Annotated in this window: 20 protein-coding genes and 1 pseudogene; 10 read left to right on the top strand and 11 right to left on the bottom strand. The window is 70.3% G+C overall.

What is annotated here, in order from left to right:
- Positions 1-12: 12 nt before the first annotated feature.
- From H6726_11390 to H6726_11365, 6 genes are all read right to left on the bottom strand, one after another.
- The gene (locus H6726_11390) at positions 13-2,454 is read right to left on the bottom strand and encodes a hypothetical protein (GenBank protein MCB9658240.1); all 2,442 of its coding nucleotides are present in this window, start codon (positions 2,452-2,454) and stop codon (positions 13-15) included.
- A gap of 108 nt (positions 2,455-2,562) precedes the next feature.
- Positions 2,563-5,103, bottom strand: a complete 2,541-nt coding sequence (locus H6726_11385; GenBank protein MCB9658239.1) for a WD40 repeat domain-containing protein — start codon at positions 5,101-5,103, stop codon at positions 2,563-2,565.
- 131 nt (positions 5,104-5,234) lie between these two features.
- The gene (locus H6726_11380; protein ID MCB9658238.1) at positions 5,235-6,152 is read right to left on the bottom strand and encodes a hypothetical protein; all 918 of its coding nucleotides are present in this window, start codon (positions 6,150-6,152) and stop codon (positions 5,235-5,237) included.
- Positions 6,149-6,931: a hypothetical protein gene (locus H6726_11375; GenBank protein MCB9658237.1), complete on the bottom strand. Its 783-nt coding sequence runs from the start codon at positions 6,929-6,931 to the stop codon at positions 6,149-6,151. The genes H6726_11380 and H6726_11375 overlap by 4 nt, the downstream gene beginning before the upstream one ends.
- Positions 6,928-7,491 carry a sigma-70 family RNA polymerase sigma factor gene (locus H6726_11370; protein ID MCB9658236.1) on the bottom strand — a complete coding sequence of 188 codons (564 nt, stop codon included), beginning with the start codon at positions 7,489-7,491 and terminating at the stop codon, positions 6,928-6,930. The genes H6726_11375 and H6726_11370 overlap by 4 nt, the downstream gene beginning before the upstream one ends.
- Positions 7,488-8,678 carry a hypothetical protein gene (locus tag H6726_11365; protein MCB9658235.1) on the bottom strand — a complete coding sequence of 397 codons (1,191 nt, stop codon included), beginning with the start codon at positions 8,676-8,678 and terminating at the stop codon, positions 7,488-7,490. Before H6726_11365 ends, H6726_11370 begins: the two co-directional genes overlap by 4 nt.
- Before the next feature lie 229 nt (positions 8,679-8,907).
- On the opposite strand from H6726_11365, the gene H6726_11360 reads away from it, so the two are divergent.
- The 8 genes from H6726_11360 (at position 8,908) to H6726_11325 (ending at position 14,911) form a co-directional block, all read left to right on the top strand.
- Positions 8,908-10,812: a PD40 domain-containing protein gene (locus tag H6726_11360; GenBank protein MCB9658234.1), complete on the top strand. Its 1,905-nt coding sequence runs from the start codon at positions 8,908-8,910 to the stop codon at positions 10,810-10,812.
- A gap of 18 nt (positions 10,813-10,830) precedes the next feature.
- Positions 10,831-12,351 carry a DUF3336 domain-containing protein gene (locus H6726_11355; protein ID MCB9658233.1) on the top strand — a complete coding sequence of 507 codons (1,521 nt, stop codon included), beginning with the start codon at positions 10,831-10,833 and terminating at the stop codon, positions 12,349-12,351.
- Position 12,352: 1 nt separating this feature from the next.
- Positions 12,353-12,682, top strand: coding sequence for a hypothetical protein (locus H6726_11350; GenBank protein MCB9658232.1), 330 nt, complete (start codon positions 12,353-12,355; stop codon positions 12,680-12,682).
- Between the two features lie 155 nt (positions 12,683-12,837).
- Positions 12,838-13,071 carry an addiction module protein gene (locus tag H6726_11345; protein ID MCB9658231.1) on the top strand — a complete coding sequence of 78 codons (234 nt, stop codon included), beginning with the start codon at positions 12,838-12,840 and terminating at the stop codon, positions 13,069-13,071.
- The gene (locus H6726_11340; GenBank protein MCB9658230.1) at positions 13,071-13,382 is read left to right on the top strand and encodes a type II toxin-antitoxin system RelE/ParE family toxin; all 312 of its coding nucleotides are present in this window, start codon (positions 13,071-13,073) and stop codon (positions 13,380-13,382) included. Before H6726_11345 ends, H6726_11340 begins: the two co-directional genes overlap by 1 nt.
- 265 nt (positions 13,383-13,647) lie before the next feature.
- On the top strand, positions 13,648-13,878 hold the full coding sequence (locus tag H6726_11335; protein MCB9658229.1) for an addiction module protein: 231 nt from the start codon (positions 13,648-13,650) through the stop codon (positions 13,876-13,878).
- Entirely contained in the window at positions 13,878-14,186 is a 309-nt protein-coding gene (locus tag H6726_11330) for a type II toxin-antitoxin system RelE/ParE family toxin (protein ID MCB9658228.1), read from the top strand. The genes H6726_11335 and H6726_11330 overlap by 1 nt, the downstream gene beginning before the upstream one ends.
- 26 nt (positions 14,187-14,212) lie before the next feature.
- The gene (locus H6726_11325; GenBank protein ID MCB9658227.1) at positions 14,213-14,911 is read left to right on the top strand and encodes a transposase; all 699 of its coding nucleotides are present in this window, start codon (positions 14,213-14,215) and stop codon (positions 14,909-14,911) included.
- 327 nt (positions 14,912-15,238) lie between these two features.
- Here H6726_11325 and H6726_11320 read toward each other — a convergent pair whose 3' ends face one another.
- Positions 15,239-15,553, bottom strand: a complete 315-nt coding sequence (locus tag H6726_11320) for a hypothetical protein (GenBank protein ID MCB9658226.1) — start codon at positions 15,551-15,553, stop codon at positions 15,239-15,241.
- Complete coding sequence (locus tag H6726_11315) at positions 15,554-18,559, bottom strand: hypothetical protein (GenBank protein ID MCB9658225.1); 3,006 nt, start codon at positions 18,557-18,559, stop codon at positions 15,554-15,556.
- Between the two features lie 330 nt (positions 18,560-18,889).
- Here H6726_11315 and H6726_11310 point away from each other — a divergent pair, with 330 nt between their 5' ends.
- Together H6726_11310 and H6726_11305 are read left to right on the top strand one after the other, a co-directional pair.
- A complete protein-coding gene (locus H6726_11310) occupies positions 18,890-19,348 on the top strand; it encodes a hypothetical protein (GenBank protein ID MCB9658224.1) in 459 nt (152 codons plus the stop codon).
- Between the two features lie 71 nt (positions 19,349-19,419).
- Positions 19,420-20,511, top strand: coding sequence for a transposase (locus tag H6726_11305; protein ID MCB9658223.1), 1,092 nt, complete (start codon positions 19,420-19,422; stop codon positions 20,509-20,511).
- 100 nt (positions 20,512-20,611) lie between these two features.
- On the opposite strand, the gene H6726_11300 is transcribed toward H6726_11305, so the two are convergent.
- From H6726_11300 to H6726_11290, 3 genes and pseudogenes are all read right to left on the bottom strand, one after another.
- Positions 20,612-20,884 carry a hypothetical protein gene (locus H6726_11300; GenBank protein ID MCB9658222.1) on the bottom strand — a complete coding sequence of 91 codons (273 nt, stop codon included), beginning with the start codon at positions 20,882-20,884 and terminating at the stop codon, positions 20,612-20,614.
- A complete protein-coding gene (locus H6726_11295; GenBank protein MCB9658221.1) occupies positions 20,881-21,717 on the bottom strand; it encodes an AAA family ATPase in 837 nt (278 codons plus the stop codon). The genes H6726_11300 and H6726_11295 overlap by 4 nt, the downstream gene beginning before the upstream one ends.
- Positions 21,707-23,010, bottom strand: a pseudogene (locus H6726_11290) (DDE-type integrase/transposase/recombinase). The gene H6726_11295 and the pseudogene H6726_11290 overlap by 11 nt, the downstream one beginning before the upstream one ends.
- Positions 23,011-23,015: the final 5 nt, after the last annotated feature.

Below are 23,015 nucleotides of genomic sequence, written 5' to 3'. Positions count from 1 at the left end.
TCCGAGCGGGGCTCACGGCTCGACGATGGCCAACCCTTGGGACGTGCGCGGCCCGATGCGCTGGAGGGGGCCACCGATCCAGAGCTCACCGTCGACCGCGAGCAAGGCCTGGACGCCAGGCGTCGCAGAAGGCGCCCACGGCAACACGGTGCCGGTGGGGTCCGTCGCGGACACGGAGAATCGTGTCTGCCCCCCGAATGTCGTGAAGTAGCCCCCGGCGTAGATGGTTCCGTCGTCGGCGATGGCAATGGCCGTGACGTTCCCGCTCGTCCAGCCGGGGTTCCAGCTCAGGTACGAACCGTCCGCGCCGACGGCCGCGATCTGCATGCGGGTGAGCCCGCCGCCGATGACGTTGAACGCGCCGCCCAAGTAGATGGTGTCGCCGTCGATCGTGATGGCCCGTACTGCCCCGTCCGGGTCGGGGTTCCAGGACGAGACGCTGCCGTCCGTTCCCACGGCGGCCACGTAGTTCCGGGTCTGCCCCGAGACCTGATGAAACGTCCCCCCGACGTAGATGTGGTCTCCACCCACCGCGATGGCGTCGACGTCGGCGTCGAACGCCGGCGCCCAGGGCGTGATCGCTCCGTCGGTCGTGATCGCCGCCGCGTGGGCGCGCGGGAGGCCTCCCCCCACGGCGCCGAAGAACCCGCCCACGTAGACCGTCGACCCCGCCACGGCCAGCGCCGTCACCGTGCCGCTCGCGCCCGGGTCCCACCCCGTCAGCACACCGGCGTGATCCACTGCGGCGAGGCGTGACCGGGTCGCGCCCTCGACCATGCCGAACGCACCACCCAGGAAGATGTCGCCACCCGCTTCCGCGAGCGCGTAGACGGGGCCATCCACCCTCGGCGCCCAGTCGCTGAGGGTGCCGTCTGCATGCACGGCGGCGACCATGCTGCGCCGCGCACCCGCGAGCGACGTGAACGCGCCGCCCACGAACACGCCGCTCGGAGCGCTGGCCAGCGTCGTCACGCGGTCGTTCGCGTGAGGCGCCCAGCTGGAGAGCGTACCGTCCGACTCGAAGGCGCCGATGTGATCGCGAAGCTCGCCATCGATGGAGAGGAACGTGCCCCCGACCATGAGGCGCCCACCCGCCCACGCCAGCGCGTCGACCTGCCCCACGACGGAGGCGCGCAGGGGGAGCACGACACCTCCGAACGTGACGGCGGCCAGGCGTGGACGCGACACGGGGACGATCAGCGAGGAGGACAGCGCTGTGAACGCCCCCCCTACGTACACGGCGTCGGGCCCGAGCGCGAGCGCGTGGACGGCCCCGTCCGCGTCAGGGTTCCAAGGAGTGAGCGCGCCGCTCGCGTCGAACGCCGCCAGGCGGCGCCGCGGGGTCGTGAACGTGCCGCTGCCCAGCGCCGTGAACGCCCCGGCCACGTACGTCGTCGTGTCGCTGACCGCGATGGCACGCACCGTGTCGTCGGGGCTGGGATTCCAAGGGAGCAGCAACCCGTTCGCGTCGAACGCGGCGAGGTGCGCGCGTGACTGCCCCGCGACGTTCAGGAAATTGCCCCCGACCAAGACCGTGTCGTCCCGCACCGCCAGCGCCAGCACGTCATCGTCCGCGTTCGGAGCCCATGAGCTCAGTACGCCTTCCGACGTGAAAGAAGCGAGGCGCGCGCGCCCCTGCCCGTCGACCTGCGTGAAGCGGCCACCCACGTAGAGGTTGGTACCGTCGAACGCCAGCGCCGTCACCGGGTGGTCGAAGACCGGCGCGAAGCTGCCCAGCTGTCCGTTGGGCAGCACGTGCGCGAAGTGTCCCCGCGACACCCCGTCCGCGAAGCGCAGGTCCCCACCCACGTACCACCCGCCTGCGCCATCCGAGACCGCCGCCAGCACCTTGCCGTCGATGTTCGCGAAGACCGAGGGCCGTTCGTCGCCCAGGGCGAGCGGCACGCCCCCGCCCGTGTTCACGCCCACGTACTGGAACACGCCACCCAGGTAGCGTGTCCCGTCGTCCCCGAGGGCAAACGCCCGCACCTCGTTGGTGCTGACGTTAGGGAGCACAAAGCGGTCGGGGTGGCCACCCACCTCGTTGGACCACACGGTGTCGTTCGCGACCGAGGCGACCCGCACGAAGACGTTCTCGTCGTTGGGCAGGCCCGTGAGCGTGTACGGAGACGCGACGCCACGCACTACCGCGCCGCCGTCGCAGGCCTCGATGTTCAGCGGGTCGCAGCCCGGCGCGAGCGCGTAGAACACATCGTAGCGCGCGGCGCCGGTGTCCTCCCACGTGAGCACCAGCGAGCCCATGTGCGCCACCGCAGAGAGCGTCACGGCCACGGCGGGTCCCGCGTCCAGCGACGCAGCGTCGAGCGCAGCGTCGTCGTGGGCCAGGTCGACGAGCGCACCGTCCTGAGACGCGGCATCGGACACTGCGCCATCGAGCGCGACCGGGCCGCCACCGCTCCCGCAGCCGCCCACGCAGATGGTGCCGACTGCCACGGCGGCGAACATCGACCGGAGCGACACAGCGGAAGACAGAGCGTGGAGAGGGTGCATCACGGGTTCGGTCGCCCGCACGCCCACGCATCCATCGGACGTTCTCGGACTTCAGCGCTCCACCACGGCCAGGCCGCGGATGTGGCGTCCCCCCACGAAGCCGAACCCGCCGCCGATCCACAGCTCCTCGCCCACCGGAAGGAAGACGTAGGCCGGACCATCCAGCACAGGACCCCACGCGAGCGGCGCCCCCGCGGCCTCGATGCCGGCGACGTAGGCATGAGGCTCCCCGGCGAGCATGGAGAAGAATCCCCCCACGTAGAGGGTCCCGTCCTCGGCCAGTCCGAGGCCATAGACCTGGTTGTCCGCCGCAGGGTCCCAAGCGAGCACGGTGCCGTCCGTGGAGACCGCTGCGAGACGCGCCCGCGGGATGCCTCCCCCGAACGTGCTGAACGCGCCGCCCAGATAGAGGGTGTCACCGCGTCGCGCCATCCTGGCCACGCGGCCGTTGGGGTTCGGGTTCCAAGCCGTGACTGCACCATCCGTGTCGACCGCAGCCAGGTCGTTCCGTGCCTGACCCGACACGAAGCCGAACTCCCCGCCGAAGTACACGGTCGGTTCGTCCACCACGATGGTCCACACATTGCCGCTGTCGAGCATGGGGTTCCAAGCCGTGACGTCCCCGTCAGCGCTGACGGCCCCGATGCGGTTGCGCACGTTCCCGTGGAGGGTGGTGAAGGTCCCACCCACGTACAGCGTGTCTCCCCCCGCCGCGATGACGTTGACCGTGCCATCCGCAGACGGGTCCCAGTCCGTGAGCGCGCCATCGCGCGTCACGGCCGCGAGCCGCAGGCGCGTGGTGCCCCCGACCGACGTGAAGTCGCCGCCCAGATAGAAGACGTCGCCCACGCGCTCGATGGCGCGCACCACGCCGTCGAGGAGCGGCGCCCACGGTGACAACGTTCCGTCCGCACGGATGGCCGCGATGTATTGGCGCGACTCCGCGTGTACGGCCGAGAAACCGCCTCCCACATAGATGCTGGCGGCGCCGCTGGCGAGCGCCGTCACCGTCCCGTTGGGAGACGGCTCCCAGGGGCGTAGCGCGCCGTCCAGGTCGAACGCGGCGAGGCGCGTGCGTGCCTCCCCACCAACGTTCGCGAAGCTCCCACCGATGACCAGTCCATCTGGCGACACGGTGAGCGCGAACACGGGCCCGTCGGTGCCCGGGTCGAACGGGAGGATGGTCCCGTCGAAGCGAATCGCCGCGACGTGCGCGCGGGCCGCGGGGACGAGCGCGGTCGCGTGTAGGCCCACGAATGCTCCTCCCAGGTAGAGCGCGTCTTCCGTCGCCACCATGGCGTGCACCGCGCCGTTCGCGTCTGGGTTCCAGCTGGTCAGGTCACCGTCCAGGTCGAAGGAGGCGGCGTAGCGCCGCACGCCCGCGAACGTTCCGCCCCCGATGGCGCGAAACGCCCCGCCCACATAGGTGGCGGCGTCGGTGAGGGCGATGCAGTGGACGTGGTCGTCGGGGCTCGGGTCCCACGCGTCCACGACGCCCGCGGTGTCCACGGCCCCGAGGTTCGCGCGCCACTGGCCGCCCAGCTGCGAGAACTCGCCGCCGACGTACACGAGGTCGCCCCGCACCGCGAGCGCGCGCACGGCGCCGTTCGCTGCAGGCGCCCAGGGCTGCAGCTGGCCATCCAGGCCGAAAGCCGCGAGACGCGCGCGGGGTGCACCGTCCACGCTGGTGAACTCGCCGCCGAGGTAGAGCGTGTCGCCCGCGAGCGCCAGCGCGAGCACCGCGCCGTCCAAAACGGGCGCGAACGCGTCCAGGGTGCCGTCGGCGCGCACGTGCGCGACGTGCGTGCGCGCTTGGTCGTCCACCACCGTGAACGTGCCGCCCACGAACCAGCCGCCCGTGCCGTCCGGGACGACCGCGTACACGGTCCCCTCCACGCTCGCGTAGGTGGTCGGGCGCGTGTCCTCGAGGGTCAGCGGCGCGCCCCCACCGGTGTGCACCCCCAGCTGCGCAAAGCTGCCGCCCAGGTACACCGTGCCGTCCTCGTCGCGCGCAAAGGCGCGCACGTCGCTGTAGCCGTCCTCTGGCAGCGTCCACTGATCGGGGCGCACACCGACCTCATTCGAGAGCGCCACGTCTCCCGCCACCGAGGCGACGCGCACCCACACGTTGCGGCCGTTCGGGAGCCCCGCCAGCGTGTAGGGCGCGCTGACGCCCGACACCAGGGCCCCACCGCACGCGGCGATGTCCGCGATGTCGCAGCCGGGCTCGAAGGCGTAGTACAGGTCGTAGCGCGCCGCCCCGGTGTCGCCCCACGAGAGCACCACGGAGCCCATGTGCGGCACGCCAGTCAGCGTGACAGCGACGGCGGAGCCCGCGTCCGCGAGCGACGTGTCGGACATCGACGCGCCATCCGGAAGCGACGCGTCGTCCGGTGTGGACGCGCCATCGACGGAGGCATCCGTGCCGCCTGCGTCGGGTGCGCCACCGCCACTGCCGCCGCAGCCTGGCAGCGCAGACGGCGCGAGCAGCGCGAAGAGCACGAGCGGCACGAACTTGGGCGCGAATGCGGACGGGTTCAGGGAGGAGCACACGGCGGCTTGCCGCGCACGCAGAGAGCGGTGTTCGGTCATCGAGGGTGGGTCGCTCGGCGCCCGCCGTTTCCATCGGAGGAACGCACTTGTCGCCGACCGCGATGCTGCGGCGCGCAAGACGTCGAAGCTCGAGAATGCACGGACGCTACCCGCCGTTCGTGAGCCGCGCGCTACGGGCAGTCGGGCGAGGCGGTCTGTGCCGTGGCCATGTCGGAGCGCAGCTCGAGCCCCGCGACGGTGTCCAGCAGCGGGCTGCCCACGAGCCCAGGCACGTCGAACAGCCACGCCGTCTCGGCCGAGGCCGAGAGCGTGTGGAGCGCGCCCGCGTCGAAGTCGGACGTGAAGCGCTCGCCCGTCGACAGGCGCAGCGATGCGAGCTGCATCGAGACGGCTGAGGCCTGGAACAGGTCGCTCGCGACATGCAGGGCGCAGGTGGCCGCGTACGACGGACCAGCCGAGGACTGGGTCTGCACCAGCCCCCCGTCGACGTAGAGGCGTACGTCGTTCGCGCCGTCGTGGACCAGCGCGAAGTGGAACCACGTACCGAGCGCCACGCTGCCGCCTGCGCCCGTGCTGGTGACGAAGCTGGCGCCGCCCGATGCGGTGACGGTGGTGCCCGCGGCGTCGACCCGGACCGACCAGCGCTCGGCCGCTCCGTCGCACGGCGCGTTCGATTCCACGCCGACGAGCTGGCCGTCCACACCAGCGGGGGCCTCGAGGACGCGCGCCCAGCCGTCCAGCGTGAACGCACCTGCCACGGTGGCGTTCGCGATGCGTCCGTTCGCGCCCGCACTGAAGGTCCAGTCGTGGCAGTTCAGCGTACCGGCATCGCCCGTGCCCACGTCGTCCGGGCCGGCGTCGCCCGACCCGCCGTCCCCAGACCCCGCATCGAGGTCGCCCCCGTCGGCCGACCCAAGGTCGACCCCCAGGTCCCCGCCCGCGTCGCCCTCGCCCTGGTCCGCGCCCAGGTCCTGCCCGGTCGCGCCATCACCGTCCGCGTCCGTCACGCGCCCCACCACGCCCACGCCCGTGGTGCAGCCGGCCGCCAACGCGACGAGCGTCGCGAGGCAGACGCTCGCGCGTGTCACGGACAGGCCCTCACCGCTTCCTCGTCGCCGCGCTCGGCGGCGGCCATTCGGCAACGTGCGCGCGAGGCGACCGCCCGACGCTCGGGCGCCAAGACACCGCTCGGGAACTGCTGAGCGTGCTCCGACGCAATCGCCAGCGCCTCGTCGTAGCGGCCGGCGTTCAGCGCAGCGCGGGCGCGGGAGAGCAGCGCCAGCTCGGCGGCCAGTGAGTCCTCGGATGGCTCGGGGTGCGCCGCAGATGGGTGCCCTCCGCGGGGCTCGCGCGCTGCTCTGGTGGACGGTTCGGTGGCCTCGGCCGAAGCGTCGCTGTCAGCGCCCCCGGTCTCTCCGTTCGGCCCGGGCGCGGCCACCCCACGCGAATCCCCCGACCCGCCTTCCACCGCGTCCTCGAGCTCGCGCGCGGCGCCCACGGTCGACTCCTCGCCCCGTCGCGCCCCCGGCTCGACCGTGTCCGACGCTGGCGCGTCCGGCGCGCTGCGTTCCGGCGCGTCCTGCGCGTCCTGCGCTGGTGCAACTTCTGTCGCCCCCTCCACTCCCGAGCCGCTCGAAGACAGCGTCCACCCGAGCGCACCCAAGGCCACGCAGGTCGCCACCCCCACGGCGAGCTTGGCGCGCGCGGTCCACCCAACCGGCGCCGCGGCGCCGCCCTCCACTGCGGCGCGCAGGCGCTCCCAACCCGCGTCGGGCACACCAGGCGCGGCCGATGCGTCTGCGCGCTCCTGGTACGCAGCCTTCTCGCGCGCGATGAGCTTGTCCAGCTCTGACCGTGGCTCGCTCATGCGGTCCCCCTCTCGCGCGCACGCACCCGTGAGAGTGCCCGGGTCAGCGCCTCGCGCGCGGCATGCAGACGCGAGTACACCGTGGGCAGCTTGATGCCCAGCGCGGCCGCGATCTCGGGCGCGGTCCACTCCTCGAGCTCCGACAGCACGAACACCGTGCGCTGCTCCTCGCTCAGCTGGTCGAGCAACACGTGCAGGTCACGCGCGGCATCGCTCCGCCCCTGCTCGCCGTGGCTCACCGTGGGGTGCTCGGCGGCCACGGCGTGCACGCGGCGGATGTGCCGGAAGAGGTTGCGCCGATGCCGCAGCACCAGGTTGCGCGTGACCCCCGCCACCCACGCGCGCTCGCGGGCCGGGGGCCGCAGCTCGGGCTCGGCGCGGGAGATCTCGAGGAACACGTCGTGCGTCACGTCGTCCACCCACGCGTCCTCCACACCAAAGCGCTCCACCAGCCGCCGCACCATCGCGTGATGACGGCGGTAGAGGCCTTCGAGCGCGACGAGATCCTGCGACGGGCGCTTCATGCGGGTGGACGACAACGCGTGGGTGATGGCGGTCATGGCCACACCGCCGCCCAGGTGACCGACGCACGATACGCGACGCGCTGCGCGCGCACGAGCCTGTCGGTGCCTGCCACACCGAACACCGGGCGCAGCAGCTGCTCCGACAGCTCCGCGTCCAGCCCCAGCTCGTGCCGCCGCCGCGGTGCCCAGCGCACACCCACCCGCTGCCCGAGCGATACGCGCGTACGCGTGGCGCGCCCCGCCTGGGGCACCTGCGCCGAGGCACGGGCCGACTCGCCAGCGACGCCGAAGAGCCCACACACGGGCACGGACCACGCGCCCCTGCGCGGGGCGTAGCAGCCCACCGCGTCGCCGCCGTAGTCCAGGACACGCACGTTCCAGCCGGGCTCACCGAGGCCCACGTGGCGGAGACCCAGCAGCGCCAGCCGGAGCTCCACCCGCATGCGACGCCGGAGCAACGCGACCGTGAGCTGCACGCCCCCTGCTGTGGCCGGGTAGAGGTGGAAGGCCATGGTCGCTCCGACCCCGAGGGCCAGCTGGACGGCGGGCTCGGGCGGCAGCACGGGGAGCGAGCCGGCGTCGGGCGGAGCGGCGGTGACGGCGTGCCCGGGGTCGAGCGGGTGCGCCTGCGCAGGGTCGGAAGCGTCGGGTCCGGGCTCGGGGTCGGCCTCGCCCTCGGTGGGGTCCGCGGGCTCGGTCGCAGCGTCCCCCGGATCCGGCTCAGGCTCGGCCACGCCGTCCGTCGCCCCGGAGGGGTCCCCCACGGCGCTCCCCAGCTCGGTTCCGTCCACCCCAGACCCGGCGGGCTCCGCCGCGGCGTCAACTGGGTCCGGCTCGGGATTGGGGGGCACATCCGGCCCGGGCTGTACGTCCGGCCCCGTCACGTGCCGGCCCGCCACGTCAGGATCGATGGCCAGCGCCGCGATCAACGCCGCAGTCTCCAGCAGCAGGTCACAGCGGCGCGCGTGGCGAACGCGACGGTGCGTCGTCGCCCCATCGGCCCGCTGCACGTCCAGGGTCAGCACGAAGCCCCGCCCCGACGCGCGAGCCACCACACGCACCGTGACGTCGTCCGGCACGGCCGCGTCCTCGGGAGCGCGCTCGAGGTAGCGCCGAAGCGCCTGGTCGAGGGTCTGCTCGGCGCAGCCCTGAGGACCAGCGAACGACACGCTCCCGCGCTCGGCGCGGGCGGAGAGGGGCGGCGATACGAAGGTGATGGCCATCGAGATGAGCAGTGCGGAGCAGGCGGTCCGGCGAGCGCGCGGAAGGCCCACTCCCCCCGGTCGCCCGCTCGGGGCTGCATCCATCGATTTTTTCTTCGCGGGCACGCGAAACGCATGATGCGCCTCGTCGCGGAGACCGGCGACCCGACTCCTGGCGTTTTTCGTGAAGGATTCCGACCGCTGGCGACGACCCCCTGGTGGCGCCCGTGTGCGCCGGAAGGAAACGTGGATGCGCGCAGGTGGCGTTGGAAGACTGGTGGGGTTGTTGGTGTTCACGGCCGTGGCGGCGGGCTGCGGCGAACCGAGCGGGACGCCAGACGCGGGGATGGGGCCCGACGGGGACACGCCCGACCTGAGCGTGGTCCAAGACGGGGCGCTCCCGGACGCGGCCGACTCCCCCGATATGGACACCCTGGACAGCGGCGCGGGCCCCGACGCGGACGGCGCCGACGCGAGCGCCGCCACCGACGCCAGCACACCCGACGACGCCGGTGGCCCAGACACGGGCACTGCGACGGACATCGGCACGTCGGATACGGGGCCCCAAGACACCGACATGGGCCCGCCCGAGAACCTGCCGCCCGCGCTCGACGTCATCGCGGACACCGGCAACGTCGCGGGCTACCCCATCCCTCCGTTCACCGTGGGCGTCTACGACGACAGCGGCGATGCCACCCTGGTCACGCTGACGGCGTGGTCCTCGAACACCACGTTCCTGCCCGACGCGAACATCGTGCTCAGCCCCATCACGGGCAACATGGGCGGCCGCGCGGCCTTCGACGTCACGCTCACCCCCGCCACCAACGGCGTGGGCGAGGCCGACGTCACCATCGAGGCCACCGACCCGGAGGGTCTCAGCAGCCAGCGCGTGTTCCACGTGTCCGTCACGGACACCCCCGCGAACGACGTCACCCTGCTCAGCCAGAACGACCAGACGCCCCCGGGCTCCGCCAACGGCACCAGCTCACAGCCCAGCGCCAGCGGCGACGGACGCTTCGTGGTCTACACCAGCACGGCCAGCGACATCGCCGGCGGCATGCCGTCCGCCGGGGACCTCTACGTGCGCGACCGCATGCTGGGCACCACCACGCGCCTCGGCATCGTCGGGCGCAGCGGCGGCGCGCGTATCACCCCGAGCGGGCGCTACGTCGTCTTCGCAAGCACCGCCAACGCGCTGGTCAGCGGCGACCTCAACTTGGTCACCGACGTGTTCGTCTTCGACCGCCTGACGGGCACGTACGACCTCGTCAGCCAGGCCACCGACGGAACGCGCGCCGACGGGCCCAGCTCGGAAGACCCCAGCTACGTGGGCGCTCCGTTTCGCCGCCCCGCCATCAGCGACGACGGGCGCTACGTGGTGTTCGCGAGCGCCGCGACCAACCTGGTCCCTGGCGACACCAACGGCGTGACCGACGTCTTCGTGCGGGACCGCGTGGCCAGCACCACCACGCGCGTCAGCGTCAGCAGCGCGTCCGTGCAGGCGGACGGCGCGTGCGGCGAGGTGGCCATCAGCGGCGACGGCGCGGTGGTGGCCTTCGACTCCGTGGCGCAGAACCTGATCGATGGCGCGCCCGAGAGCGACACGCACGCAGACGTCTACTTGTCCGTGGCGGGCGTGACGACACGCGTCAGCTCGGCGTACGCCGGAGGCGCGGGCAACGGCGCCAGCACCGCGCCCAGCCTGAGCAGCAACGGCCGCTACGTCGCGTTTTCGTCCGCGGCCACCAACCTGCTCCCCATGGTGGAGCTGTTCGGGAAGACCGACATCTACGTGCTGGACCGCACCCTGACCGCCACGACGCGCGTGAACCTCGACCTCGACCCCACGGCGTCCCAAGGCCACTGCTACGCCCCAGTCATCAGCGCCAACGGCCAGCGCGTGGCCTTCGCGAGCGACGGCTACCTCACCGGCGCCAACAACGGCCAGGTCAACGGCTACCTCTACGACCTCGGCGCGGGCACCCTTCTCTTCCTGGGCCGCAGCCTCGTCGGCGGGGCCCCCAACGGAGGCACGGGCTATGGCGTCGCCCTCTCCGCCGACGGCAGCCTCGCCCTGTTCCAGTCCGCCGCGTCCAACCTCTACCCTGGCGACCAGAACGGGAGCATCGACGTGTTCGCGCAAGCCCTGCCGTGATGCGCGTATACTCACCACGTGTCGAATCCCCCCCTCGCCCAAGCATCGCGCAGCCTCGTGCGGCGCAGCCCCCAACGTGCGCTCAGCAAGCGACTCCAACAGGCCACCGACTACCGCTCGTGGCTCGAGACCGCCCAGCAGCTCGACCACCACACCGGCATGGACGCCTGGCGTCAGCGCGAGCCGAGCCACCTGTACGACCACCGTGAGATCCGCCAGCGCCACGACCAGCTCCGCACCGCCATCGACGCGGGCGACGTACACGGCGTGCTCTACGCCCTGAACGAGGGTATCCACGGCAACATGGGGGGCATCGGTCGCGCCACCCTCTACGCGCAGGCCAAGTCGGGCACCAAGGCCCTGGTCGACGACTACGTCAACGTCATCGTCGAGGCCCTGCGCTGCGTCGCCGCCGCGAGCCCGCGCGAGATCCCGCTGGTCGAGAAGGTCGACTTCTTTCGACGGGCCAGCCACTGCTACGGGCGCTCCGCGCTGATGCTCAGCGGGGGCGGCGGCGTCATCTACTTCCATCACGGCGTGGTGCAGACCCTCGTCCACGAGCGCCTGTTGCCCAACGTCCTCTCGGGCGCGAGCGCGGGCTCGTGGCTGTGCGCGCAGATCGGCACGCGCACCGACGAGGAGCTCGAGCGAGGGCACTTCGAGGACTTCCGCTACGACCTGCCGACGCACCTGAGCCCGTTCCGCGTGCTGGCCGGCCTCGAGAAGGAGGTCACGCCCCAGGTGGTCAAGCAGATGGCCATCGACAGCTTCTGCAACGACATGACGTTCCAAGAGGCCTACGAGCACACCGGCCGCTACATCAACGTCTCCATCGCGCCGGTGGAGCGTCATCAAGCCTCGCGCCTGCTCAACGCCATCACCTCGCCCAACGTCTACATCCGCTCGGCCATCGACGCCTCGGCCAGCATCCCGGGCGTGGTGCCCCCCGTGACCCTCTACGCCAAGGGCGCCGACGGCAAGCCCAAGCCCTACCTGCCCTCGCGCAAGTGGGTGGACGGGTCCTTCGCGCAGGACCTGCCGGCCAAGCGCCTCGCGCGTCTGTTCGGCATCAACCACTACATCGTCAGCCTCATCAACCCCGTGGCCGTGCCCTTCGTGGACGACCCAAAGGTCCGGCGTCGGCGGCGCGTGTCCGACACCTTCAAGAAGCTGGGACGCAGCTTGGCCAGCGACACTCTGCTCACGCTGGAGGACGTCGGGAGCAGCCTCGGCCTGCCGTTCCTGAGCCCGGCCATCCTCATGGCGCACGGCCTCTTGGACCAGGACTACACCGGCGACATCAACATCATCCTCAACAAGCGCGACTTCCGCTGGATGAACGTGCTGTTCGACTACGACGGCGAAGACGAGATCAAGCGCTTGATCGACGCGGGCCAGCGCAGCACCTGGCCGCGCTTGGCGCAGATCCGCAACGCCACCGTCATCGCGCGCACGCTCGACGAGATCCTCGAGGAGCTCGACCTGCGCGAGCTGGGTCAGCTTCCAAAGGGTGTCCGACACATCACGGCCGCGACCTAGCGTGACCGACCTCCCCGAAGCGCTCACCTGGGTCGTCACCCAGGACGATAGCGGAGAGCTTGGTCTCTTCGTCTTCGCCGCTGACAGCGACGTCGTGCTCTTCGGACGTTGGGGCTACGAGCGCGCCCCCGGAGACCTGCGCCGCGACGTGGCTTGCCTCCGCGCGGGGGTGCTCCCGGACGCAGGCGAAGCTGACGCGCAGGCACGGTGGGATGGCCTCGTCCCGTACACCGAAGGGCAACCCGGCTTCTGGGTCGTGGCGGACCAGGACGAGGTGGTCCCGGCAGAGGCGATGAGCGCCGCGGCGTGGGCGGAGCTGGGCGCCCGTTGAACCCGAGGTCGAGCTCAGCCCGGAGTGGAAGGCCGAGACAGCCCGGCGCGGTAAAGTCCGTTCCCTGGGACGAGGTCGAGACGCGCCAAGCGAACGCGGCGCGGCTCCTCTCTCGGGAGGTTGTGAGTGCGCGCACGTCGACGTAGACTGGGCTCGTGACGTCGACCGCCGAGAAGCTCTATGAGAGCGCACTTGCGCTTCCCGAAGAGGACCGCGAGGCCCTCGCGCTGCGCATCCTCGACACCCTTCCCCGGATGGCAAGCAGCGAGGTCTCCGCCGCATGGCGAGACGAGGTCGTTCGTCGCGTCGGGCAAGTTCGACGTGGCGAGGTCGAGACCGAGTCGCTGGCCGAGGTCGAGGCACATCTGGACGCCGTGCTGAGCCGGTAGTGCGCGAGCTTCGGTTCCATCGCGAGGCCCGCGCCGAGTTGGTTGCAGCGGCCGAGCACCACGAGGCAGAGCGACCTGGCTACGGCGAGCGGTTTCGCGAGGAGATGCGCAAGCTCGTCGAGCAGGCCGCCGAGCTACCCGCGACCGGGCAACGCGAGGCGGGCTACCCTGCGGGCGTCGACGTCCGGACGTTTCGCTTCCGCGTCTTCCCATACTCACTCGTCGTCTCCATTGAGCCCGAAATGGTCCTCGTCGTCGCTGTCACTCACGGACGGCGCCGACCCGGCTACTGGCGAGACCGCCTCGAGTAGTGCTCACCACCGTCCGCAGACGGCCGGCCGAAGTGCGCCATGCCATCAGGGCCACGAGACCGGCACGAGGCCGCGAGGGAGAGTTCGTCTGTTGGTTGCGATGGGTCATGACGTCAGGGTGGGTGAGGTTCGAGGTCATCGCTGCGTGCGGTGAGCACTCGGTCTCCGTGGTGAGCCGGGGCAACGGGCTGGGCCACTCTCGCACGCGACGGGCCGAGGAGGCGACCCGGTAGCGGAGGCCACCTCAGGGACGTAGACTGGGCTCGTGACGTCGACCGCTCAGAAGATCCTCGAAGACGCCCTGTCCCTCCCCGAGGACGAGCGGGCCGCGCTTGCTGACGCCCTCAACGAGAGCCTGTCTCCGAAGGGTGACCTCAGCCCTGCCTGGAAGGCAGAGATCGCGCGGCGCATCGAGGCGGTCGAGGGCGGCGAGTCCCGTCTCATCCCGGGCGACGAAGCACTCGCCCGTGTTCGGGCCGCTCTCGAATCGCGCTGATGGAGCTTCCGTTTGAGCAAGACGCCCTCGACGAGTTCGAGGCGGCGGCGAAGTACATCGATGCGGAGTGCGAGGGCCACGGCCTGCTCTTCATCGACGAGGTCAAGGCCCGCGTTGCGAGAGCCGCGCGGTTCCCGAGAAGCGGTGTCGCGATTCCGGGGATCGACGCCGAGCGCGATGTCCGCCGGTTCGGTCTCGAGCGCTTCCCGTACTCGGTCATCATCGGAACAGTATCGGGCCGCCGGGCGGTGCTGGCGGTCGCCCATATGAGTCGAGAGCCCGGCTACTGGCGGGACCGCCTGAAGTAGTCCCCGCCCTCCCCCGCCTCCGTGAGATGCACCGCCTCGGCATCCAGCGCCCGCGCAAGCGCCTGCATCCCCGCCGCTCCAAAGTCGGCGTGCGTGCATCGCGCCCCAACGAGCTCTGGCACATCGACGCATCCCGCGTCCGCCTCCTCGACGGCACCGTCCGCTGGCTCCACGGCATCATCGACAACCACTCCCGCAAGATCCTTGCGTGGACCGTCGGCACCTCCTGCCGCGCTTCCGCCACCGAGCTTCTGCTCCGCCAGGCGGTGGCCTACCTGCCCGCGGGCAGCCCGCCGGTCACCGTCATCACGGACGGCGGCTCCGAGAACACCACGGTCGGCCACCCCGACTTTGCCGGCCTGCTCCATCAAGCCCGCGCCCAGGTCGACGTCACCTTCTCCAGCAGCATGATCGAGAGCTTCTGGAACCACCTCAAGCACCGCTGGCTCTTCCTCCACCACCTCGACTCCGAGGAGACCCTCGTCCGCCTCACCGGCATGTACGTCGAGGACCACAACACCCTCATCCCGAGAGCTGCGCTCGGTGGTCGCACGCCCGACGAGGTCTACAGCGACGTCGAGCCCGACCTGCCTGGGCGAATCGCCGCTGAAGCCGTTATCGCGAGACGCCAACGGCTCCTCTCCAACCAGGCCCTCGCCGGATGTGGAGGCTGCGACGGACCTGTCCAGCCCGTCCCCGGAAGGGAGGTCCTCGACAGCCCATAGCCGCTCAGCCAAGCTCATCACAATCTCACTTCAGCCCTTGTTTCATGCTCCGCGCGCACTTGCGCGCTCTTGGTAGGGGGAGGTCCTGACGCACCGCACCGCAGTCATCGTCGAGTCCGGCCCCGCGGCCGACGCCATCAAGCATGTCCGCCTGCGTCGCGACACCGTGCACCTCTGGCTCCTCGACATCGCGGACCACCGCGAGAAATGGGAGCGGACACACGAGCGGGCAGTTCTGAAGGACGTGCTCGGCAACCTCGTCGACTCCTACCCCTGGGTGCTTGCTTCACGCGAGTGAAACCCGGAACGAACTTCCGATCGGCGGCACTAGGTGGTCAGAATGTTCTTGAGCGTACTGAGGGAGATCTCCCGTCGATCGAGCGGAGCACTTTCGAAAGTCTCGCCCTCCCCCAGCTCGAATATTTCGTAGTCGACACCGGCGTCTTCGAACACGTCCGCTACTCCCAGAAGAACTAGGGATACTTCGTCGTGATCGTTCCCGAATATCGCTTCTGAAACGATCGGAGCGCCGTCCATAAGAGATGACCGCAGCTCACCGAGTGCGGTCCCGGTCACCCGCCGTAGCGCGCCCAACAACGAAGCAGACGGATCAACCTGGGCCCGAAGTACAATGGTTGACATCTAGAAGTCCTCAGGAAAATCTGGGTTAAGGGGAGCTCCGAACGTATCGTTTTGGTAGTTTCCACCGTGCCAGCGCCCTAAGTGCTCGGCATCCGTGGCTGGATGGATATTGGTCGGATCGTTGGCGATGTGCGGATGGTCCAGCGCGTTGTACATGTGGTGACCCTCGATGGGGGCACCATTGTGCTGGGGTGTGCGCCCTGCAAGGATCGCCTCCCGTTGCTCCGAAGTCCACTCGCGCGTCCCAGGAAGACCATCCCGGAGCCGCTGACGCTCTGCAGCCCAGAAACGTCTGACCCCGGCCCGTCGCCGATTGTTGAACCTTCGGTCCCAATCGAGGTGCGCCAAATCCTCACGCGACGCAGTTCGGTTGTTGACGCGCTCCTGGATTGCCCTGCGCTGGTTCCGCGTTAGCGGCCGGAAGGGCGTATCATACGTCGGCACTCCCCCCCCGGGGGTCAGGCCGCCCCCCGGCACGTCAGGCGTCCCGCCGTGTGGCACTGACGGCCCCGGCAACTCGGGTCCGTGGTGCGAAGCCTGGGCAGCAAACTGCGCGATCTCCGAAGCACCGTCGACCGCCTCGTCCACGACGTTCACGCCGTTCTTGAGGATGATGGCGCCCACCGCAGTTCCGAGTGCCATCTGCGCGAGCCCACCCAGCGATTGGTACAGCGTGCTCAGCACCGAGCCGACCGTTGCGCTGTCGCCGCTCCGGTACCTGTCGATGAACGCCTGTGGCGCTCTCATGATCGCCACGATCAGCACCTCAGGCGAGTCTTCCAGCACCGCTAGGAAGGTCAGCAGCTCTGAGAGACGCTCGTAGTTCCGCTTCGTCGACAGGGCCCCACCGAGCTCCGACCCTGCGATCATCTCCCCAAGCGAGAACAGCAGGTTCACACCCTCGAGCACCTCCAGCTCGAGGGCCGTCGGCATCGACTCCGAGGTGTAGACCCGGGTCATCTCGAACGGGCTCATCGTCGGCACGTTGCTCGTGTCGATGGGCTGCTGGTTCGGGTCCCAGCCTCGGTTCGCTGCGTACCCCGCCCCGCTTGTGTAGTCCCGACGTTCTCCCCACCAGCCCGTGACGCGCGTGCGCTCGTCGATGCGCTGAGTGATCTCGGCGTGGCGCTCCTCCAGCACTTGCCGCCGCGACTGCACCCAGGAGTAGGCCGCGTTGTAGACCTGCGCGGGCGTGATGCCGCTGGAGATCACGCTGTACGTCCCGCGGGGCGCGGGTGGCGTGGGACGCGCCGCCTGGGTTTGCGGTGCGGGTGCCGCGGAAGACGGGCTCGGTCCGCCGAGCGGGATGACGCTCGAGTCCTCGGGGTATGGAATCCCCCCTTGGCCTCCTGCCGCCTGTTCGCACTTGTCTTTGCCGCTCGTGCAGCCGCCCGGATACACCTCCGTCCAGTGCCCCGTCGGGTCCCAGTACGTGGCCGGGTTCCCGAGCGCATACGCGTACCGGTTCTGCGTGCCCGGGTCCCCGCCCGTACCAAGCCACGTGTCCTGCGTCACAAACCGCCCCGTCTCCGGGTCGTAGTGACGCGCGTTCATGTAGATGAGGCCCGTCTCCGTGTCGGTCTCGTGCCCCGTGTACACCTGCCGGTTGACGGGGTCGCTGCCGCTGCGCACCGCGCCGAACGGGTCCAGGCGGTAGCTGGTCAGCACGTCGCCGGGTGTGTCCGCGCCGCCGCTCCCGGCGGTGAGCGCGCCCGTGTTGCCGCGGCCGTCCAGGTGGTAGTAGCGCTCTTCGCCGCCGCCCTCGTCCAGGCGCGCGAGGCCCAGCGCGTAGTGGTAGTGCCCGAGCGGTGTCCCGGCGCCTCCGCCGCTCACCTCGTGCTCGTCCAGGGTGGAGAGCCCGTCGTACACCGTCTCGATGTCGCCGCGCTGCGTGCCGTGCTGCCGCACCCGGCGGCCTAGGGCGTCGTACTCGTACTGGCCTTGGCTCACCTCCGCGCCTGCCGGGCCCGCGAGCACTTCGCTCAGCTGGTTCTGCACCGTGTAGCGGTACAGCGTCTGCTCGCCGCCGGCTGCGCTGTCCACGCGGCTCAGGCGGTTGCCGTTCGCGTCGTGCGCGTACGTCACCGTCCGCGTCGCGCCGCCCGTCTCGCTCAGCGTCGTCAGCCGGTTCGCGCCGTCGTAGTCGTACACGCGCCGCGCGAGCTCCTGCCCGCCGCCGTCCTGCACGTCCTCCACGCGCCGGTTGTAGCCGCGTGCGCCGCTCAGCTCGAACGCGTAACGCGTCTCTCGGATGTCCTCCGGCCCCGGTGTCGCGCCCGTCTCGCGCCGGTGCAGCGTCATGCGGTCCAGCGCGTCGTACGTGTACTCGTTGCGCTCCTCCGAGCCGCCCTCCGTCACCGTCTCCAGCGTACGGTTCCCGTTGTGGTCGTACGCATACCCGTACGCCAAGAACGGCGTCCCGCCGCGCGTGTGCGTCACCCCCGTCAGCCGCCGTGTCGCCGCGTCGTACCCGAACGTCGCCACCGTCCCGTTCGGGTTCGTCACCGTCGACACCAGGTCCTCGTGCTCCACGTACGAAACGTCCACACGGTCCCCGTCCAGCTCCGCCCAGTCGATGCGCCCCAGCGCGTCGTACTGATACAGCGTCGTCCCCCCGCTGCTCGCCTGCGCCATCTGCCGCAGGCTGTCGTTGTACGTGTACGTCACGTCCCGACCGCGCTGCCCGTGCCGCGTCATCCGCCCGAACGCGTCGTGGTCCCACGTCAGCTCACGCGTGAACGCGGCCCCGCCGCCGTCCGGCTCCAGCGTCTCCGTCACCGCCGTGACGCAGTCCCCGCCGTCGTACGCCGCGTGCGTCGACAGCAACCGCGGCAGCCCCGCCGCCACCTCGCCCAGCGGCGCCGGCAGCGTCACGTCCGTCAGGCGACCGAGCCCGTCGTACGTCAGCGTCGTCTCCTGCCCCAGCGGGTCCCGCACCAGCCGCGCGTTCCCCTCGCCGTCGTAGTTCTCGTACGCCGTCACCAGCGCAGGCTCGCCCTCCGCCATGTGCTGAATCATCGCCGTCGCCCGCCCCAGCACGTCGTACGTCGTCTCCGTGTGCCGGTCCTCCGGGTCGTACGTGTTCTGTAGCAGCGGGCTGAGCGATGCGATCGGGCGTGTTCCTGGTCACGCTCGATGAGGGGACAACAAGACGCCCCCTCCGCAAACTTGACCATCAAGTGCGGAGGGGGCGCTCCTTTAGGTGCTGACCAAAAGGAGCTGTGTTTGTACGAGAAGGTGTTTTCGAATGCGAGCTTTCCGCACGCGTTGCTGAAGCTCGATGCCGACCTGGCCGCTGCTGAGCGCGGCCGCCCGTGCCGGGCGTGTGGAGCAGCGATGCACGTCGCCAACTACCCCCGCAAGCCTCGGGGCGGGCCTTGGGCTTTGGGACCGGAGCACGCGTTCCGGCACGGCCTCTGCTGCAGCCGTGAGGGCTGCCGCCAGCGCGTGCTGCCCGCGTCGGTGCGGTACCTCGGGCGCCGCGCGTACTTGGGCGCGGTGGTGGTGCTTGGGGCGGCGCTGCAGCATGGCGTGAGCGCGGGTCGCGTGACGCACCTCGGGGCCACGCTCGGGGTGGACCGTCGGACGCTGGTGCGCTGGCGGCGGTGGTGGCTGGAACAGTTCCCTCAGACGCGCGCGGGCGAGGAGCTGAGTGCGCTTCTGGTGCCGCCTGCGGAGCCATCGACGATGCCGCGGTCATGGCTGGATCGGATGACGTCGCCGTGCGTGGAGGCGCGGCTGCATGTGCTGCTGGGGTCGCTGGCTCGCTGGCTCGGGCCGCCCGGGGCGTGCTGAACGAGGGCCGACGGCCACACGCAGAGGATGCTCGATGACCGGAGTTGGTCGCGCTTCGTAGCGTTGCCGGCATGACAACAACACTCCCGCCCAGCGAACGCTGGGCCTACTTTCGCTTCGCCGTCGTGGGGTCGCTGCTGACGTCACCGCCGGTGCACGGTGCGTTGCGCGCTGCGATCAAGGCGCTCTCTCAAACGACGTTCACGCATCCCGTGACGGGGCTGCCGGTGAAGTTCGCGTACTCCACCATCGAGCGCTGGTTCTACACGGCGAGCGCGACCCAGGACCCATTCCCGCAGCTCGGCAGGAAGGTTCGCTCGGACGCAGGGAAGCGCCGGTCGCTGTCGCCCGGGCTGAACGAGGCCATTCGCAAGCAGTACCAGGAGCACCCCACGTGGAGCTTCCGGCTGCACCACGAGAACCTCGACGCGGTCGTGGAGAAGGCGCCCGAGCTGGGTCCGTTGCCCTCGTACTCGACGGTGCGGCGACACATGCGCGCGCAAGGCTGGACGCAGCAGAAGCGGCGCACGGACCACCACGCGCATCACAGCGTGCGAGAGGTGCGGAGCTACGAGATGGCCCACGCGCACATGCTCTGGCACCTCGACTTCCACCATTGCAGCCGCCATGTCCTGCTGCCCAACGGAACCTACGCCAAGGCGTATCTGATGGCGATCATCGACGACCACAGCAGGCTCTGCTGCCACGCGCAGTGGTACCTGAACGAGGGCGTCGCCGAGCTGGTCCACGCCCTGTGTCAGGCCTTCATGAAGCGCGGTCTGCCGCGCGCGATCATGATGGACAACGGCTCGGCGATGAAGGCCGCCGAGCTGTGTCAGGGGCTGGGTCGCCTCGGGATCCAGCAGAACTTCACGCTGCGCGAGAGTCCGTACCAGAACGGCAAGCAGGAGTCCTTCTTCGCGCCCGTCGAGGGCAAGTGCATCGCGATGCTCGAGGGGGTCCCAGATCTCAACCTCAAGCTGCTCAACGACGCGACCACGGCCTGGGTCGAGTACGACTACAATCGGACCACGCACGAGGGCATCGACACCTCACCGCTCGAGCGTCTGCGCGCGGCCCACTCGGAGGGGCGTGAATCGCCGAGCATCGAACGCCTGCGCGCTGTCTTCCGCGAGGAACTCGTGCTGAGTGGCGTCACGTGACATGATGGGCCTCCGATCACGAATCATGATGGACGTGTGGCGCGCGTGCCCTGGCCCGAAGACGACGACGCCCGCCAGGGTTCCTGGCGGGCGTCTCGAGTCAGAAGGGGTCGGCGTCTGGGTCCGCGCGCGGGGGCGGGATGGCGAGCTCCACCACGTAGTCGAGGTAGGCTTGGGTGGCCTTCGAGGATCCCGCGAGGGCGGCGCGTAGACGACGGGCGAGACGCACCTCGGTAGAGGGGCAGCCTTCGACACGCTCGAGCGCGTGGACGACCACCAGGGCGGCGTCGGCGGCGTTGACGACGGCCAGCAGCGCGACCAGAGGAGCGACCTCCGGAGCGTAGTGGACCACGCGGGGGTCGAGAGGATTCACCGCTTGCGTCCAGCTGCGCGGGCCGGTGCCGGCGTGGCGAAGACCTCGAGAAAGAGTTTCTCGTCGAGCCTCGGCAGGTCGCGCTCGGCGGCGACGGTGAGTAGCTCGTCGGCCAGGTTCATGAGCACGCGGTAGTTGCCCGCAGCGTGCTCGGCGAGGGTGGTGCGCAACTCGGTGGTCATCAGCTGGGGGGCCCCGGCGGCGTCGAGGAGATGGTCGAGGCAAGCGGCGAGTTCATCGCGACCCGCGGGCTCGAGCTTGAGTCGTCGACGGATCCTGGAGCCAAGAGGGAGCAGGTCGGGAGCGCGGAAGCGGTCGGGCAGCCGGGCATCGCCAGCGAAGACGACGCAGAGGAGAGAGCGCGCGTCGAGGCTCTTGCTGGAGAGGAGGCGGAGCTCGGTGAAGACGCCGGAGATCATCTCCTGCGCCTCGTCGACGATGAGGACGGGCCGGGTGAGGGTGGTGGCGATGTGCTCGCTCCACTTCTCGCGCAGGGACTTGAATCCGGCCCATCGGTTGTGTCCATGGAGGCTCACGCCGAAGATGTCGCCGAGCTCGCGATAGAAGTCGGAGGCGCGCCCGATGGGCCGCTCGATGGTGCCGACGATGAGGTCTTGTCGGCGACGGAGGCGGTCTTCGAGGACGCGCAAGGCAATGGACTTTCCGGCGCCGGGGTCTCCGGTGACCATGGCGAATCCCCCATCGGTCAGGCTGAATTCGACGCGACGACAGAAGGCGTCGACGGCCGGCGAGACGAAGAGCGCCTCGGTGGGGATGTCGGCACGGAAGGGATGGAACTTGAGGCCGTAGAGGGCTTGGAGCTTAGGATTCATGTGTCTCTTCGGGGGTGGTGTCGGTGGACTTCGGCTCGTCGGTGGACTCCGCGAGCGGGACATAGGCGGGCGGGAGGCCGGTAGCGGCGTAGTCCTCCATCAGCGCTTCGAGGAGGGGCGCGACGCCGACGTACGGGTCGTCGACGACCCCCGGTGGGGAGACGGGTTCGACGACGCGGCGGGCACCGGTGGCGTTCGCGGTCTTGTCGAGCGGCAGCAGGGTCGCGAGGTGGGTGCCGTGGCGCTCGTCGACGAGGTCGACCGTGGACAGGTCCCAGCGCGCGTAGCGCACGACCGGACGGAGCAGCACGCGGTAGCGAGACGGAATCTCGAAGCGCACGCCCGCGACGGTGAGGGTCCCGTCGCTACGCCGCTGCGTGCGCTGCACCTCCATGCGGAAGGCCCGGCGCAGCTTGTCGCTGGACCACGATGGGCGGCTCGCGGATGGGCCTTGCAGCATGCGCTCGAGCGGCGTCATGCCGAGCTCGCTGTGGACCCGTGCACCTCGTGGGCTTGCATCGACTGGCCATTGTCGGTGAGCAGCGCCCGCGGCATGCCGCGCTTCTGGAGCGCCTGCTGTAGCCCGTGCACGAACGCCTCGGCGCTCTCTTCGCGGTACCACTGCACGTGGCAAGCGATGCGCGACGCGTCGTCGAGGAAGCCGAGCAGCACGACCTGGGAGTACGTCCCGTCCGGCTCGACCACGCGGCGTGAGCCCACGTGGAAGTCCGCGTGCCAGAGGGCGTGCACGTGACCGACCTCGAAGCTGCGCCGCTCGCGCGCCTCGAACACGGGCTCGTCCGCAGGCTGCCCTCGGCGACGCCGAGGCTTGCGCACCTTGAGGAGCCCACGGCGCTTCATGAAGCGCCGCACGGTCGCCACGCTCGGCACGGTGCCCAGCTCGGGCTGCTTCTTCGCGAGCGCCACGAGGTTGTCGTAGTGCAGCTGATAGGTCCAGCTCGGGTGCGCGCGGTGCTGCTTGGTGAGCGCGTCCTCCACCGCCGCCGACATCGTCGGGTGCGTCCCCGCGTGCGCGTGGACCTTGCGCGCGAGCTTGCCCACCGGGTCACCGGTCGCGTTGCGCGCCGCGTAGAACCAACGCTCGATCGCCGAGCGCGAGAACTGGACGCGCACTCCCGGCTTGGTGGGGTGCTCGTAGCTGCGTGACGCCAACTCGTCGAGAGCCTGCACCAGCATGCCAGCGGCGGGGGGCTCCACGAAGAGCGGACCCACCACCTGAAAGCGAAAGCGAGCCCATCGCACACTCGATGACGCGTGCGTCTTGTCTGACATGACCT

It is taken from the genome of Sandaracinaceae bacterium, assembly GCA_020633055.1.
Classification (GTDB): domain Bacteria; phylum Myxococcota_A; class Polyangia; order Polyangiales; family Houyiibacteriaceae; genus JADJJE01.
The sequence above is the reverse complement of the archived record's forward strand: the minus strand, read 5'-3'. Positions and strand labels throughout refer to the sequence as shown.

Bases quoted from the DNA above. Each gene is read 5' to 3' on its own strand.
- H6726_11375 (MCB9658237.1), bottom strand. From the start codon at position 6,931: ATGAGCGAGCCACGGTCAGAGCTGGACAAGCTCATCGCGCGCGAGAAG.
- H6726_11325 (MCB9658227.1), top strand. From the start codon at position 14,213: ATGCACCGCCTCGGCATCCAGCGCCCGCGCAAGCGCCTGCATCCCCGC.
- H6726_11310 (MCB9658224.1), top strand. From the start codon at position 18,890: ATGCACGTCGCCAACTACCCCCGCAAGCCTCGGGGCGGGCCTTGGGCT.
- H6726_11320 (MCB9658226.1), bottom strand. From the start codon at position 15,553: ATGTCAACCATTGTACTTCGGGCCCAGGTTGATCCGTCTGCTTCGTTG.
- H6726_11385 (MCB9658239.1), bottom strand. From the start codon at position 5,103: ATGACCGAACACCGCTCTCTGCGTGCGCGGCAAGCCGCCGTGTGCTCC.
- H6726_11330 (MCB9658228.1), top strand. From the start codon at position 13,878: ATGGAGCTTCCGTTTGAGCAAGACGCCCTCGACGAGTTCGAGGCGGCG.
- H6726_11295 (MCB9658221.1), bottom strand. From the start codon at position 21,717: ATGAATCCTAAGCTCCAAGCCCTCTACGGCCTCAAGTTCCATCCCTTC.
- H6726_11305 (MCB9658223.1), top strand. From the start codon at position 19,420: ATGACAACAACACTCCCGCCCAGCGAACGCTGGGCCTACTTTCGCTTC.
- H6726_11365 (MCB9658235.1), bottom strand. From the start codon at position 8,678: ATGGCCATCACCTTCGTATCGCCGCCCCTCTCCGCCCGCGCCGAGCGC.
- H6726_11315 (MCB9658225.1), bottom strand. From the start codon at position 18,559: ATGGCGGAGGGCGAGCCTGCGCTGGTGACGGCGTACGAGAACTACGAC.
- H6726_11370 (MCB9658236.1), bottom strand. From the start codon at position 7,491: ATGACCGCCATCACCCACGCGTTGTCGTCCACCCGCATGAAGCGCCCG.
- H6726_11360 (MCB9658234.1), top strand. From the start codon at position 8,908: ATGCGCGCAGGTGGCGTTGGAAGACTGGTGGGGTTGTTGGTGTTCACG.